This is a genomic window from Burkholderia sp. 572 (assembly GCF_040545135.1).
Lineage (GTDB): Bacteria > Pseudomonadota > Gammaproteobacteria > Burkholderiales > Burkholderiaceae > Burkholderia > Burkholderia cepacia.
In genome coordinates, this window is sequence record NZ_JBEPLH010000006.1 from 128,920 (window position 1) to 144,242 (window position 15,323).

Here is a 15,323-nt window from a genome sequence, read left to right on the forward strand (position 1 = left end):
GGAGCGCATGCGATGACGCCGCCGATCCTCCAGTTCGGCACGAGCCGCTTCCTGCTCGCGCACGTCGACTTGTTCGTCTCGCAGGCGCTGGACGACGGCAACGCGATGGGCGGCATCGGCATCGTGCAGACGACCGGCAATCCGGCCAGCCGCGCCCGCATCGACGCGCTGCGCGCCACCGGTCGCTATCCGGTGCGGATTCGCGGGCGTGACCGCGGCGGCGTGGTCGACGAAGTCGTCGAGTGCCGCGCCGTGCATCGCGCGTGGGACGCCGAGCACGACTGGGCGGAGATACGCGGTGCCGCGATCGAGACCGTACGCGTCATCGTGTCGAACACCGGCGACGCAGGGTATCGCGCCGATCCGCGCGACACCGTGGACCTGCTGGCCCAGCAGGAGCACGCACCGCACGGCTTTCCGGCGAAGCTGCTCGCGCTGCTGCATGCGCGCTGGCAGGTGCGGCCCGATGACGGCGTCTCCATCCTGCCTTGCGAACTGGTGACGGACAACGGCGACACGCTGCGCGACATCGTGCTGGACCTCGCGCGCCAGTGGCGGCTGCCCGACGCGTTCGCCGACTATCTGGGCAACCGCTGCGTGTGGGTCAACTCGCTCGTCGACCGCATCGTATCCGAGCCGCTCCATCCGGTCGGCGCGATCGCGGAGCCCTACGCGCTGTGGGCGATCGAGCGGCGTGCCGGCATGGCGCTGCCGTGCACGCATGCTCGGGTCGTCGTCACCGACGATTTGCGCAGCCACGAGCGCCTGAAGCTGTTCTTCCTCAATCTCGGGCACAGCTGGCTCGCGGAGCAGTGGCTCGCGGCGGGGCGCGACGCATCGGAAACGGTGCTGGACGCGATGAACGATGCGCGGTTGCGCGACGGTCTCGAAGCCGTGTGGCGCGATGAAGTCGCGCCGGTATTCGTGGCGCTGGGCTTGCGCGAAACGGCCGAACACTACGTCGACAGCGTGCGCGAGCGCTTTCTCAATCCGTTTCTCGCGCATCGCATCGCCGATATCGCGGTCAACCATCGCGAGAAGGTCGCGCGGCGGATCGAGCCGCTGCTCGCGCTCGCCGATTCGCTGGCGCTGGCGGCCGAACAACCGCGGTTGCGGCAACTCGTCGCCCGCTGCGAACCGGTGGCCGCAACGACAGGGAGAAGACCATCGTGAAGCAACCGACCATCGTGATCCTTCACGGCAACGACAACGTCGCCGTCGCACTCGATGCGCTGGCGCCGGACGTGCCGATCGACGTGCACGGCGCACCGCTGCGGCCGGCGGCCGCGATACCGGCCGGCCACAAGATCGCCACCACGCCGATCGCGCGTGGCGACGCGATCGTCAAATGCGGGCAGCCGATCGGCGTCGCGCTGCGGGACATCGCCGCGGGCGAGCACGTGCACGTGCATAACGTCGGGATGCCTGAGCGGCATGCGCACGACGACGGGCCGGCGGGCGACACGCACGACGTTCCGGCCGATCGCCGCGATACCTTCGACGGATTCGTGCGTCCCGACGGCAGCGTGGGGACGCGCAACTACGTTGGCGTGATCGCGAGCGTCAACTGTTCGGCGAGTGTCTGTCATGCGATCGCCGATGCATACCGGCACGGCGCGCTCGACGCGTTCGGCCATGTCGACGGCGTCGTCGCGATCACCCATCAGAGCGGCTGCGGCATGTCGGCGACCGGCGACGGCATCGAACTGCTGCGACGCACGCTCGTCGGTTATGCGCGCAACCCGAATTTCGCCGGCGTGCTGCTCGTCGGCCTCGGTTGTGAGGTCAACCAGGTCGGCGCGCTCGCGCAGCGGCTCGACGCGACGGCACCTGGTACCGTGCGCACGCTGGTGATCCAGGACGAAGGCGGCGTGCGCGACACCGTGGCCAAAGGCGTGTCGATCGTGCGGGAGTTGCTGGAGGCGGCCGACGGCGCGCGTCGCAGCGCCGTGCCGGCCTCGCGGCTGACGGTCGGCCTGCAATGCGGCGGCTCCGACGGTTACTCGGGCATCACCGCGAATCCGGCGCTCGGCGCGGCCGTCGATCTGCTGGTCCGCAACAGCGGCACCGCGATTCTGTCCGAGACGCCCGAGATCTACGGCGCCGAGCATCTGCTGATCGCGCGAGCGGCGTCGCGCGACGTGGCCGAGCGTCTGCTCGGCAGGTTGCAGTGGTGGGAGCGTTACGTCGCCGACAACGGCGGCGAAATGAACAACAACCCGTCGCCCGGCAACCTCGCCGGTGGCATCACGACGATTCTCGAGAAATCGCTCGGCGCGGTGTCGAAGGGCGGCCGCTCGCCGCTGCGCGCGGTCTACGACTATGCGGAGCCGGTGCGGCAAGCGGGGCTCGTGTTCATGGATACGCCCGGTTACGACCCGGTGTCGGCCACCGGGCAGATCGCCGGCGGCGCGAATCTCGTGTGCTTCACGACGGGCCGCGGTTCGGTGTTCGGCTCGAAGCCGGTGCCGACGATCAAGATCGCGACGACGACCGGCCTGTACGAGCGTATGCAATCGGACATGGATTTCGACAGCGGCGGGATCGTCGCCGGTTCGCTCTCGGTAGGCGAAGCGGGCGAGCGGCTGTTCCGGCTGATGCTCGACGTTGCCTCCGGACGACGATCCCGCAGCGAGGACAACGGCATCGGCGAACGCGAGTTCGTGCCGTGGCTGCGCGGTGCGGTCATGTGACGCGAAAGGCGACATGCGACCGCGTGCGCAATCGGACAGCGAAGGAGAAGCCGCGATGGAAACCCGCATGAGCGAGCCGGCGATCGGCGAAATCGGCCGCTACGATCATCTCTCCGACCTGGAGAAGGGCTTGCTCGGCGAAGCGCTGCGCTTGCTCGCCGAGACGCGCGCACGGGCGCTCGAACTCTGTGTCGAGGTGAGCCGGCGGCAGGGCGGCGGGCGCCGACCTACGCGCCGGCCATGCGCGCGTCGAGCCGGAACAACGAGACGGCCTCGGCAAGCCGGTTTCCCTGTTCCTCGAGCGACTTCGAGGCGGCGGCTGCCTGCTCGACGAGCGCCGCATTCTGCTGGGTGACCTCGTCCATTTGCGTAATGGCGAGATTGACCTGCTCGATGCCGCGACTCTGTTCGCTCGACGCCGCGGCGATTTCGCCCATGATGTCGGTCACGCGCGAGATCGCATGCGTGACCTCGCTCATCGTATCGCCCGCGTTGTTCGCGATATGCGAGCCGTCCTCGATTTTCCGGACCGATTGCGAGATCAGCTCGCGAATTTCCTTCGCGGCGCTCGACGAACGCTGCGCAAGACTTCTGACTTCGCTTGCCACCACCGCGAAGCCGCGGCCCTGTTCGCCGGCGCGGGCAGCCTCCACGGCCGCGTTGAGCGCGAGGATGTTGGTCTGGAACGCGATCCCTTCGATGATCCCGGTGATCTCGGCGATCTTGGCGGAGCTCGCGCTGATGTCGGTCATCGTGTCGACCATCAGGCCGACCGCCGAGCTGCCGCGCTGCGCGACCTCCGATGCGTTGTTGGCCAGGCCGCTCGCCTGTTGCGCATTGTCGGCGTTCAGGCGCACGGTGGAGGTCAGTTGCTCCATGCTCGACGCGGTTTCCTGCAACGACGCGGCCTGCTGTTCGGTGCGGGACGACAGGTCCTGGTTGCCGGACGCGATTTCGCCGGCGCCGGTCGCGACGTTGCCCGATGCGGTACGGACTTCCGAGATCAGGCGGATCAGGTTCGCCTGCATGTCGCGCATCGAAGCCAGTACGCTGCCGGCCGGCGCGGCGCCGGTCGTGGCTTCGGCGCCGAGATTGCCGGCGGCGATATGGCCGGCGATATCGCTGAGCACGGCGGGCTCCGTGCCCAGCGAGCGCAGCAGGCCGCGGGTGATGACGAGGCCCGAGAGCGCGGCCGCGGCGGCGATGCAGATCGCGATCAGCATCAGGCGTCGCGAGGTATAACGGTCGTCCGATTCCTTCACCAGTTGATCGGCCCGCGCGCGCGAGTACGTCGCATACGTGTCGGTGGCCGCGACGAGCTGGGCCAGCAGCGGTCGGCACTGTTCGTTGATCATCGTGATCGCCTGATCGCGCCGGTTGTTCGCCGCCGCGTCGACGATGGCGCGCGCCACGGGGCCGTACTGCGCCTCGACCGCCCCGATTTGCCGAACCAGTTCGCGCGCCTTGTCGGATACGCCGCTGCCCTCGCGGACCGCATTCGTCAGTTCGCCCATCAGCGCGCCGACTTCGTGGTCGGCCTGCAGCGCCGCTTCCTTCTCGATGTCCGCGTCGCGCGGGCTGGCCGCGAGGACCTGGTTGCGGGCGGCGATCGCGCGCCGGTCGACCGCGAAGCGAATCTTGTCGGCCAGGTTCGCGCGGGCGTTGGTGCCGTTGACATAGTCGTCGAATGCCGCGTTCGCGTTGCCGAGCGAGACGATGCCGACGATGGAGACGAGCACGACCGTACACGTAAGAAGTCCGAAAGCCATGATCAGCTTCGTGCGAACGGTTAATCGTCGATCGTTCATGGGAGGAATCCGGTTGTGGTTATCAAATAGATTTCCTGATTAACGGAATGGTGAAAGAAAGGTTTAGGACCGGCGCTGCGGGGCAATCGTTTGCGGGTTGCCTGTCGTCAAAATAAATCCGACCGCGATCCGCATTCGTCACGCTGAGCCGGAGACCGGCGCTGTTTTCGCCCGCCGTGCCGTTAAACGGATCAGGTTCGCCTTGTTCAGCGATCCCATTTCGATCACGCGGTAACGGAGACCGAAGTCATCATGCTGTCATCAATTCGCGCACGGATACTTGCGACGTGTGTCGCCATCATCGCGGCGGCGCTGGTCGGCGCGATGACGAGCGCGGCCTTCAAGCACATCCTGATAGTGCGCGACGCGCTCACGGACGTCTCGAGCGGCAGCGGCGATCTGACGAAGCGCCTGCCGGCCGACGGCGCGGACGAAGCCGCGCAGATCGCGAGAGCGTTCAACGCGTTCGCCGAGAAGATCAGTACGATCCTGCGGCAGATCCGCGATTTCAGCACGTCCGTGAACCTCGCGAGCGCCGAGATCGCGCAGGGCAACCAGGATCTGTCGGCCCGCACCGAACACGCGGCGTCGAGCCTGCAGGAAACGGCCGCCGCGCTCGAGGAGATCGCCGGCACGGCCCGCAACCCGGCCGATGCGGCGAGCCAGGTGAACCGTCTGGCGGAATCGGCGTCGGACGTCGCGCTGCGGGGCGGCACGGTCGTGCGCGACGTCGTGTCGACGATGAACGACATCACGCAGGCGTCGGCGGAGATCGCCAACATCGTCGGCGTGATCGACGGCATCGCGTTCCAGACCAACATTCTCGCGTTGAACGCCGCCGTCGAGGCGGCCCGCGCGAACGAGCACGGCCGCGGCTTCGCGGTCGTCGCCGGGGAAGTGCGTGCGCTCGCGCAGCGCAGCGCGCAGGCCGCGGGGGAAATCAAGCAGCTGATCCACTCATCGGTCGAGAAGATCGAGGGCGGCTCCGGGCTCGTGCAGACGGCCGGTGCGACGATGGACGAAATCGTCGACGGCGTGCGCAACATCACGAGCGTGATCGCCGAAATCAGCGTCGCCGCGAAGGAGCAGAGCACGGGGCTCGAGCAGGTGAATCAGGCGGTGTCGCAGCTCGACGATACGACGCAGCAGAACGCGGCGCTGGTCGAGCAATCGGCGGCTGCCGCGACGTCGCTGCGCGAGCAGGCGGCCCGGCTCGCGCAGACGGTCGGCGAGTTCAGGCTCGCGGAGCGCGCGGTGGCGGCGTGACGGTTCGCGTGACGGGGCCGGCGGGCCCCGGTTTCATGCGGCGCGGCGAAGCCAGTCCGGCTGGCGCACCCGCCGACGACGGGCGGGATTTCGTTCGTATCCTGCACCGGTCCGCTGTACGTCGCCCACGCCGTGGCTGACTGCGATCGATCACCCGTGGGGAGGCCGGTGTTGCTGCCGTTCCGCTCAGGCAAGCAGCCCGCGTGCCGCCAGATTCGCATACAGCGCGCGCACGCCGAAGGTCCACGGCGCGATCTCCGTGCAAAGCCGCACGGTGTTGACGAGTGCGCCGAGTGCGGGCGTGGAGATCGTGACGCGGTCGCCGAGGTGATGCGTGAATCCGCCGCCGGGCGCGTCGCGATCCTGGATCGGCGAGAACATCGTGCCGAGGAACAGCATGAAGCCGTCCGGATATTGGTGATGCGCGCCGCAGGTCTGCGCGACGAGGTCGGTCGGGTCGCGGCTGATCTCGCGCATATGGCTGATGCCGTCGAGTACGAAGCCGTCGTCCGCGCCTTCGACGCGCAGCGACACGCTGCATGCCCGCACGCTGTCGAGCGTGAAGCCGTCGTCGAACAGCCGCACGAACGGGCCGATCGCGCACGAGCCGTTGTTGTCCTTGCATTTGCCGAGCAGCAGCGCCGAACGGCCTTCGATGTCGCGCAGGTTCACGTCGTTGCCGAGCGTCGCGCCCACCGGCCTGCCGTCACGGGCGACCGCCAGCACGATCTCCGGTTCCGGGTTGTTCCACACCGACACGGGCAGCAGCCCCACATCCGCGCCGAAGCCGACCGCCGACATTGGCTGCGCCTTGGAGAACACCTCCGCATCCGGGCCGATGCCGACTTCCATGTATTGCGACCATGCGCCGCGGCGTTCGAGCTCCGCCTTCAGGCGCAGCGCGGCTTCCGAGCCCGGCACGATCTTTGATAGATCGGTGCCGATGGTCGCGGCGATGGTGTCGCGAACCTCCCGCGCTTTGGCCGGATCGCCGCCCGCCTGTTCCTCGATCACGCGCTCGATCAGGCTGACCGCAAAGGTCACGCCGCACGCCTTGATCGCCTGCACGTCGCACGGCGCGAGCAGGTGCGTCGCGCCCGGCGTGCCGTCCAGCGCGGCCTGCAACAACGGCTCGACACGGCCGAGCGATTCGCCGGCAGCGGTGCGCGCGATGGCGACTGCATCGGGGCGATCGAACAGGTCGGCGGTGGTCGGCACGGTGCGTGTGATGTCGAACACTTCGCCGCCGCGCACGGCGACGACGCTCGGGCCCGCGTGGGCGCCGTCGTGCCGCCAGACGCGGCCGATCAGCAGCGCGTGGTCGAGGTCGTGCGGCAGGCAATCGGAAACGGAAGGCGTATGCATGGTCAGCTCGGCAAGAGTCGGGGGCGGTGGGTCAGTGCGAATGGCGCGGGTTGCCGCGCTGCTCGATCACCTTCAGGTACAGCGTGGCCGGTTCGAGGCAGCCGCCGGTGGACAGCTGGCCGACGAACCGGCGATAGAGTTCCTGCCACGGCGTTTGCGCCTGCGGCACGGTGAAGCTTTCGGTTTCGCGGCGGCGCGCGAGTTCGTCCTCGTCGACGAGCACGTCGACGCTGCGGCGATTCAGGTCCACGCGCACGCGATCGTTCGTGCGCAGCAGCGCGAGGCCGCCGCCGACCGCGGCTTCCGGCGACATGTTCAGGATCGACGGGCTGGCCGATGTGCCGCTCTGGCGTCCGTCACCCATGCACGGCAGCGACGTCACGCCGCGCTTCACCAGTTCGGCAGGCGGCGCCATGTTCACGACTTCGGAACTGCCCGGGTAGCCGACCGTGCCGCAGCCGCGGATCACGAGGATGCAGCGCTCGTCGATGTTCAGCGCGGGATCGTTGATGCGCGCGTGATAGTCCTCGGGGCCGTCGAACACGATCGCGCGCGCCTCGAACGTATTCTCCGCGCCCGGCTCGGACAGGTAGGTGCGGCGGAACGCGTCGCCCACCACCGACATCTTCATGATCGCGCTGTCGAAGAAGTTGCCCGACAGCACCATGAAGCCGGCGCCATGCTTGAGCGGCGCATCGGGCGTGCGGATCACGTCGCGGTCGGCGTCCTGCGCGGTGTCGGCGATCTCGCCGATCGCGCGGCCCGATACGGTCAGGCAGTCGCGCCGCAGCAGCCCGGCCGAATCGAGCTGGCGCAGCACGGCGGGCACGCCGCCGGCGCGGTGGAAGCTCTCGCCGAGGTAGTCGCCGGCCGGCATGCAGTTGACGAGCAGCGGCACCGATTCACCCAGGCGCTGCCAGTCGTCCAGGCTCAGTTCGACGCCCATGTGGCGCGCAATCGCGATCAGGTGCGGCGGGCAGTTGGTCGATGCGCCCAGCGCGGACGCGACGACGATCGCATTCTCGAATGCCGCGCGCGTCATGATTGTTGACGGGCGCAGGTCTTCCCGAACGAGCTCGACCGCGCGCTTGCCGGTCGCGTAAGCCATCTGGCCGCGCTCGCGATAGGCGGCGGGAATGCTCGCGCAGCCGGGCAGCGACATGCCCAGCGCCTCGGCGAGGCTGTTCATCGACAGCGCGGTGCCCATGGTGTTGCAATGGCCGATCGACGGCGACGAGGCCGTGGTCAGCTGCATGAAGCCTTCGTAGTCGATCTCGCCCGCCGCGAGCAGGTTGCGCGCATGCCAGATCACCGTGCCCGAGCCGACCCGCTTGCCCTCGTGCCAGCCGTCGAGCATCGGGCCGCCCGACAGCACGATCGCGGGCATGTCGACGGTGGCGGCCGCCATCAGGCACGCGGGCGTGGTCTTGTCGCAGCCGGTCGTCAGCACCACACCGTCCAGCGGAAAGCCGTGCAGCACTTCCACCAGCCCGAGGTACGCGAGATTGCGGTCGAGCGCGGCGGTGGGCCGGCGGCTTTGCTCGGCGAGCGGATGCACGGGGAACTCCATCGGAATGCCGCCCGCGTCGCGGATGCCCGCCTTGGTGCGTTCGGCCAGCTCGATGTGATGGCGGTTGCACGGCGCGAGGTCGCTGCCCGTCTGCGCGATGCCGATAATGGGGCGGCCCGACTGCAGTTCCTCGCGCGTCAACCCGTAGTTCATGAAGCGCTCGACATAGAGTGCCGTCATGTCCGCGTGCGCGGGGTCGTCGAACCATTCCTGGCTGCGCAGGCGGCGAGGGGTGTGTGACATGGCAGGCTGTCTCCTGAGGGGCCTTTGTCATTCTGCATGCCGGATGGTACCGGTAACATTGTTTGGATGTTAGCACGGGTTTTTTGCGCAGCGGAAGGGATTTCGTGCGCATGTGGCTAAGGTGAGGGCAGGGGGGCGGTACGAAGCCGCGCGCGTGGCGGTCGGGATGCGCGCGGCCGTCGGCTTGTCAGGCGCTTTCCCGCGCGATGATCGTGTAGTCGATACGGATGCTTTTCGATTCGGTCCGCTCGCCGCCGTCACGCGCTTGCAGCGCCGCCAGCAACGCTTCGCCCGTGCGCAGCCCGATGCCGTACGCGTCGACCGATACGGTCGTGATGGTCGGATGGCAGCATGTCGCCACTTCGAAGTTCCCGAAGCCGGCCACGGCGATATCGGCCGGCACGGCGAGCCCGCGCCGGTGACACTCCATGATCGCGCCGAACGCCGACATGTCGCTCACGCACATCACCGCGTCGGTATCCGGCCATTGCTCCAGCAGCGCGGCCATCGCCGGCCCGCCGTGGCTCATCGTGATCGGCGATTCGCCCAGCCGCACGACGCGCGGTTCGCCCAGCCCCTGCGCCTTGATCTCCGCCTGGTAGCCCTTGAGCCGGTCCAGGCCGCGGCGATCCAGTTCGCTCGCGCCGACCAGAAAGCCGATGCGCCGGTAACCGCGCTCGGCCAGGTGGCGCACCATCGCACGGGCGGCGCGCACGTTCGAGAAGCCGACGGCGGTGTCGATCGGGCGCGTGGGCAGGTCCCACATCTCGACCACTGGAATCGCCGAGCGCTCCAATACCTTGCGCGTCGCATCGGTGTGCTGCGACCCCGTCAGCGCGATGCAGCGCGGCTGGTGTCGCAGCATCGACCGGACGAGCCGTTCTTCCCGTTCGAGGTCGTAGTCGGTATCGCCGAGCAGCAGTTGCAAACCATGCGGCTCGAGCGCATCGGTCAGGCCGCGCACGGTGTCCGAGAAGTTGGAACTCGACAGCGACGGCACCAGCACCGCGACGAATTCCGAGCGCCCCGACGACAGCGCACCGGCAGCGGCATCCGCCACGTAGCCGAGCTGGTCGATGGCCTCGCAGACCCGTGCGCGCGTCTCGGCGGCCACGCTGTGGCCGGCGAGCACGCGCGACACCGTCATCTTCGATACGCCGGCGAGGCGCGCTACGTCGGACATGCGGGGCGGCCCGGCGGGCCGGACGGCGGTGGGACTGGGCATCGGAATCGCGATCGGGAGGAGGCAGGAAAGGCTACATCATACCGGTGCGGCATACCGCGCAGGCGGGGCGCGGCGTGCCCGCCGCGGTGAGAGTCGCACTAGGGAAACCACGTGTCCGGCGGCACTTGTACACGCGTGTCGCCGCATGCTACCTTCGAATGTGTTACCGGTATCAGCTTGCCGATCGCTCCCGTCGCCTCGTCGGCTTTTTTTGGGCACCTGATGTTATCGGTAACATCGATGCGCGCAGCGCACGCGACGGTACGAAGAAGATCGACACAATCAGGAGACAGACCGATGCCATCCCTTACGCAGGCCGCTGCCGCACCGGCCGCGGCCGACTCGTCCGAAGACGCCCTTTACCGCAAGGTCATGCGGCGCATCCTGCCGTTGCTGCTGCTCTGTTACGTCGTGGCCTACCTGGACCGCGTCAACGTGGGCTTCGCGAAGCTGCAGATGCTCGACGACCTGAACCTGAGCGACGGCGTCTATGCGCTCGGCGCCAGCATCTTCTTCTGGGGCTATTTCCTGTTCGAGATGCCCAGCAACCTGCTGTTGCACCGCTACGGCGCGCGCTTCTGGATTGCGCGGATCATGATCACGTGGGGCATCGTGTCGTCGTCGATGGCGTTCATCGTGCCGCTCGCGCAGTTCTTCCACGTGCAGACGACCACGATGTTCTACACGCTGCGCTTCCTGCTGGGGCTGTGCGAAGCGGGTTTTTTCCCGGGCGTCATCCTGTACCTGAACTACTGGTTCCCGGCGCGGCGCCAGAGCGTGGCGATGTCGGGCTTCCTGGTCGCGATCCCGCTGAGCCTGACGCTCGGCAGCGTGCTGTCCGGCTGGCTGATGGAGCAGACGCACGGCCTGTCGGGCATGAGCGGCTGGCAATGGATGCTGCTGCTCGAAGGGCTGCCGTCGATCGTGGTGGCGTTCATCGTGCTGGCCTGCCTCGGCGACGGCCCGCAGACGGCGAAGTGGCTGTCCGCCGACGAAAAGGCGGTGCTGTCGCGCAACCTCGAATCCGAGGCCGCGCACAAGTCGCACAGCATCGGCGCCGCGCTGCGCAGCCCGCGCGTCTGGTTGCTCACCTTCATTCTGCTGACGTTCAATACCGGTTTCTACGGGCTGGCCTTCTGGCTGCCGTCGATCATCCGCGCGTCGGGCGTGCACAGCCCGCTGCACATCGGCGTGCTGACGGCCATTCCGTACCTGACGGCGATCTTCGCGATGGTGTGGAACGCGTCGCACTCGCGCAAGACCGGCGAACGCCGGCTGCATGCGGCGATTCCCGCGCTGATCGGCGGCGTCTTCCTGATCCTGAGCGCGGCGTTCGCGCACAACGTGGCGCTGTCGATCGTATTCCTGACCATTGCCACCTGCGGCATCCTTGCGCTGATGCCGATCTACTGGACCTTTCCGGGGCAGATCCTGTCCGGCACGGCCGCGGCCGCCGGCATCGCACTGATCAACTCGGTGGGGAACCTGTCCGGCTTCACGGGCTCGATGATCACCGGCGTCGCCAAGCAGATGACCGGCAACATCAACAACGGGACTTATGCGCTGGGGGCTTGCCTGCTGGTCAGCTGCGTGTTGATCGCGTCGATTCCGCGCGATATCCTGCGGCCGCCGGTGGGGCGGTAGGGCGTTCGCGCGACGTTACGTCCGGCCGGGGCGGGGGCATCGCGCCGCCTCGGCGCCGGATGCATCACGTCGCGCGGATCGATCTTGTGTGAGTTTGCTCGACCACCACACGCGGAATTCCGGCTACTTCCAGCCAGGGACGCCCGGCGCGCGACTCTGCTTTCTCGTGAGCGGCAGTCATGCGTCCTCCAGTGCGAAGCGCACCTTGTCCCCGAGCGTGCGCAACCGGTCGACCGGTTCGTTCGAGAACACGAAACGGACGTACTGCTCGCCGTGGGCGACGCCCCATCCGGTCATGGCCGTCGCACATACGCCGTGGCGCAGCAACCGCTCCGACATCTGCGATCCGGTCAGACCGAAATCGGCGACGCGCAGCAGCATCGACCAGCCGCCCGCCGGCATGCCGAACGGGAGTCCCGACAGTTCGGCGGCGACCGTATCCCGCCGTCTCTCCAGTTCGCTCACGTAGCCAGGCAGATCGGATGCGGAATGTTCGAGCGCAACCGCCGCGGCCTCCTGGGCTATGCCGACCGGTACCACGACATTGGCGAGCGACACGGCCACCAGATCCGGAATCAGCCATTCCGGCGCGACGATCCAGCCGACCCGCCAGCCGATCATGCGCAACTCTTTCGACGCCGCGCCGACCGTGACCGTACGCTCGGCCATGCCGGGCAGGCCGGCGGGATGGATGACCTTGCGTCCATCGAAGAGCAGCCGTTCCATCGCGCTGTCGAGGATCAGCAGCAGATCGTTCTGCACACACAGGCTCGCGATCAGTTGCCAGTCGGACGCATCGAAGAAGCCGCCCGAAGGCATCGACGGCGACATCAGCAGCATGGCCCGCGTTTTCGGACCGATTGCTGCCCGCAGTGCCGTCTGGTCCAGCTTCCATTCGCTGCCCGGCGTGAAAGTGAACGGGACTTGCTTAGGCACGCCGCCCGCCAGGCGGATGCGGTTCAGCAGACCGGCGTACGTCGGATCGGTGACGATGACTTCGTCGCCCGTCTCGACGGTGGCGAGCAGCGTATTCAGAATGCCGGAGAGTCCACCCGCCGACACCACCACCTGGTCGGCCGTGAAGCGCTGCCCCGAAAGCGCCGACACGTGGGCGGCAGCGCTCGCGCGCAGCCGATCCTGACCGACGAAGGGCAAATAGGAGTTGGCCGAGTCTCGCTGGATGGCTTCTCGGGTGAAGGCCAGCGCTTCTGAAGTGGGGGGGAGGTCGGTGTCGAGATTTTCGAGTCGCAAAAGGTCGACGTCGGCATGATCGGCGATCGACCCCATGCGATCGACGCCGATGCCGGCAATGTGCTGCAGACGGACAGGGCGGTGGCGGTGCATCGGACCTCCGATTTTGTTACAATTTTATAGATAATATATGCATGGTGGTCGGGATGAACTTTGAAGTCAAGGAGGAGCGCTCGCTGGCCGATCGGATCGCTATCGCATTGGCGGACCGCATCATCTCGGGCGTCATCGCGCCGGGGGAGTGGCTGCGTCAGGACCACATCGCGGCAGAGTTCGGCGCGAGTCATGTGCCGGTACGCGAGGCGTTCAGACGGCTGGAAGCGCAGGGGTTGGCCGTGGTGGAACCGCGACGAGGCGTGCGGGCGGCGCCGCTCGAGCCGGCGGACGTGCTTGAAATGGCCAAGATGCGTGCTGCTTTCGAGGCGCTGGCGTTGCGTGAGGCGATTCCCGCGCTCGATGCACGGGCGCTGGAGGAACTCGATGCGATCCTCGATCAGGAGGCCGCGGCGCGTGGCATCGCCGTGCTGGGCACGCTGAATCTGAGGTTTCATCGGGCGTTGACCGCGCCGTGCGGGATGCCGCGGCTCGTCGCCGCGATCGGCGACATGCATCGGGCCAGTTCACGGCATCTGTATGCGACGTGGCAGCAACTCGACTGGCAGGATCGCTCGAACGACGAACATCGGGACATCGTTCGGGCGATACGTGAGGGGGATGTGGACGCGGCGTGTGCGGCGCTGTCCGCGCATATTCTGGCTGCGGGGGATGCGCTGGCTCAGGCGTTGCGTGGGCGGTAGGGATGTGGGTCAGGCCGGGGGCATTGACCGGTGCGGAAGGCTGGTATGGGGAATGGCTGGCGTTTTCTCTGGGGTAGCTATAGTCAAACGCGTCGGGCGGCATCCGGCCACCAACAGTCGTTCGACACTGTCACCGGAATCGTCGACAATCGACCGCGCTCTTATGACGGCAACTGCAGCCAGCCAACACTCGGGTCGGTAAACGCGATGGCAAAACCTATCTTGATCGTATTGCTGAAAGGTCCATTTCCGGAAGCTTTTTGCTTTGTCGAGACTTTGCTCAAGCCTCTTGGATTTCTGCTTGCCAACCCTGATAGTGGGCGAATAACGCACTGGAGCGATGACGGCCAACAGATCGATGTATCCAGAGCCAAGATTGTTGATGAAGCATCGACAGGTGTAATGAAGAACGTTCAGTTTTGGCGGTCCGACAGCGATGATCTATTCGTGTCCTGGATCGATGCGTCGCCGGGATGGGAGTTTTCATTTCATCTCAATGGCGTCATACCAGAATTGAAGATCGCGTTGGTAACCGCACTCGCAAGTGCGATCCTGGTCGATTTAAAGCTGCAATACGAAGATGAGAGTGCCTTTCGGATCGATTTCGACTAACTTTCCAATAGAGCGTTCGGTTCAGATTCGGCTAGCTAGATCCAGCGACCGCTTCGAGAGCAATTGAGTGGCTGGTCAGGATCGGGTTGAGGCCGTCGCGGGCCACCGGGATGGCAACCAACCAGATTCGGCCAAGTTGAGACGTTCGACAGTTCCAGATGGATCGTTGACAATCTGCGAATGTGCTCCGACCAGCAGCCGCCGTCGATTGCACTTCCGCTGGCCGGCGTGGCGCTTTAATTTCCCGTGCTTATTCAGCTATGACCATCGCTTTGGAATCCCCGATCAACCGGACGTGATCGCCCTCATCGCCGATCTGGATGCTTACCAAGATACGTTGTATCCGCCTGAGAGCAGGCACGCCCTGGATCTAGCATCGTTGAGGCAATCGAATGTCCTGTTTGCTGTCGCGCGGGACATTGAGGGCCAGGCGATCGGCTGTGGAGCAATCGTTGTCGGCCCGGATTTTGGCGAACTCAAACGAATGTATGTCAGCCCTCGCGGACGAGGACAAGGCATCGCCAAGCAACTCATCGCTTTCCTCGAGACACGGGCCATAGATCTTGGCTGCAGGTTGCTCAAACTTGAAACGGGTCCATACCAACAGGAGGCGTTGGCTTTGTATGCTTCAGCGGGCTATGAGCGCCGGGGACCGTTTGGAGATTACACGGACGATCCATTGAGTGTGTTCATGCAGAAACACATTGCTGCCTGAACGTTCGTGCTGGATGTCCGCTAACGAGAGAGCTACAGGGCGGATCAGAGGCGATTCCTTTCGGATGCAGTCGGCCACGAACAGCCCTTCGCTGATATCGCATAAACTTCCGCAAAGGCGCCGTTCACGTGAAA

11 protein-coding genes and 1 pseudogene are annotated in these 15,323 nt (G+C 66.4%); 7 read left to right on the forward strand and 5 right to left on the reverse strand.

Annotation, left to right across the window (positions count from 1 at the left end; genetic code table 11):
* The first annotated feature begins 12 nt into the window (after window positions 1-12).
* Together ABIC51_RS13590 and ABIC51_RS13595 are read left to right on the forward strand one after the other, a co-directional pair.
* Window positions 13-1,173 carry a mannitol dehydrogenase family protein gene (locus ABIC51_RS13590; RefSeq protein WP_226228809.1) on the forward strand — a complete coding sequence of 387 codons (1,161 nt, stop codon included), beginning with the start codon at window positions 13-15 and terminating at the stop codon, window positions 1,171-1,173.
* Complete coding sequence (locus ABIC51_RS13595) at window positions 1,170-2,693, forward strand: UxaA family hydrolase (RefSeq protein WP_301761802.1); 1,524 nt, start codon at window positions 1,170-1,172, stop codon at window positions 2,691-2,693. Before ABIC51_RS13590 ends, ABIC51_RS13595 begins: the two co-directional genes overlap by 4 nt.
* A gap of 227 nt (window positions 2,694-2,920) precedes the next feature.
* Here the strand turns inward: ABIC51_RS13595 and ABIC51_RS13600 are convergent, their stop codons facing one another.
* Window positions 2,921-4,501 carry a methyl-accepting chemotaxis protein gene (locus ABIC51_RS13600; RefSeq protein WP_354006516.1) on the reverse strand — a complete coding sequence of 527 codons (1,581 nt, stop codon included), beginning with the start codon at window positions 4,499-4,501 and terminating at the stop codon, window positions 2,921-2,923.
* 291 nt (window positions 4,502-4,792) lie between these two features.
* On the opposite strand from ABIC51_RS13600, the pseudogene ABIC51_RS13605 reads away from it, so the two are divergent.
* Window positions 4,793-5,767, forward strand: a pseudogene (locus tag ABIC51_RS13605) (methyl-accepting chemotaxis protein); the annotation flags it as partial.
* Between the two features lie 186 nt (window positions 5,768-5,953).
* Here ABIC51_RS13605 and ABIC51_RS13610 read toward each other — a convergent pair.
* From ABIC51_RS13610 to ABIC51_RS13620, 3 genes are all read right to left on the reverse strand, one after another.
* A complete protein-coding gene (locus ABIC51_RS13610) occupies window positions 5,954-7,132 on the reverse strand; it encodes a fumarylacetoacetate hydrolase family protein (RefSeq protein WP_027792844.1) in 1,179 nt (392 codons plus the stop codon).
* A gap of 31 nt (window positions 7,133-7,163) precedes the next feature.
* Window positions 7,164-8,945: an IlvD/Edd family dehydratase gene (locus ABIC51_RS13615; RefSeq protein ID WP_048027410.1), complete on the reverse strand. Its 1,782-nt coding sequence runs from the start codon at window positions 8,943-8,945 to the stop codon at window positions 7,164-7,166.
* Window positions 8,946-9,132: 187 nt separating this feature from the next.
* A complete protein-coding gene (locus ABIC51_RS13620) occupies window positions 9,133-10,170 on the reverse strand; it encodes a LacI family DNA-binding transcriptional regulator (protein WP_174392705.1) in 1,038 nt (345 codons plus the stop codon).
* A gap of 297 nt (window positions 10,171-10,467) precedes the next feature.
* On the opposite strand from ABIC51_RS13620, the gene ABIC51_RS13625 reads away from it, so the two are divergent.
* Window positions 10,468-11,814, forward strand: a complete 1,347-nt coding sequence (locus ABIC51_RS13625; RefSeq protein WP_021163208.1) for an MFS transporter — start codon at window positions 10,468-10,470, stop codon at window positions 11,812-11,814.
* 177 nt (window positions 11,815-11,991) lie between these two features.
* On the opposite strand, the gene ABIC51_RS13630 is transcribed toward ABIC51_RS13625, so the two are convergent.
* Complete coding sequence (locus ABIC51_RS13630) at window positions 11,992-13,158, reverse strand: pyridoxal phosphate-dependent aminotransferase (protein WP_146253072.1); 1,167 nt, start codon at window positions 13,156-13,158, stop codon at window positions 11,992-11,994.
* A 53-nt stretch (window positions 13,159-13,211) separates the two neighbouring features.
* Here ABIC51_RS13630 and ABIC51_RS13635 point away from each other — a divergent pair, with 53 nt between their 5' ends.
* From ABIC51_RS13635 to ABIC51_RS13645, 3 genes are all read left to right on the forward strand, one after another.
* Window positions 13,212-13,862, forward strand: coding sequence for a GntR family transcriptional regulator (locus tag ABIC51_RS13635; protein ID WP_226128526.1), 651 nt, complete (start codon window positions 13,212-13,214; stop codon window positions 13,860-13,862).
* 45 nt (window positions 13,863-13,907) lie between these two features.
* A complete protein-coding gene (locus tag ABIC51_RS13640; RefSeq protein ID WP_226128528.1) occupies window positions 13,908-14,474 on the forward strand; it encodes a hypothetical protein in 567 nt (188 codons plus the stop codon).
* 67 nt (window positions 14,475-14,541) lie between these two features.
* Window positions 14,542-15,189, forward strand: coding sequence for a GNAT family N-acetyltransferase (locus ABIC51_RS13645; protein WP_354006517.1), 648 nt, complete (start codon window positions 14,542-14,544; stop codon window positions 15,187-15,189).
* The last annotated feature ends 134 nt before the right edge of the window (window positions 15,190-15,323 follow it).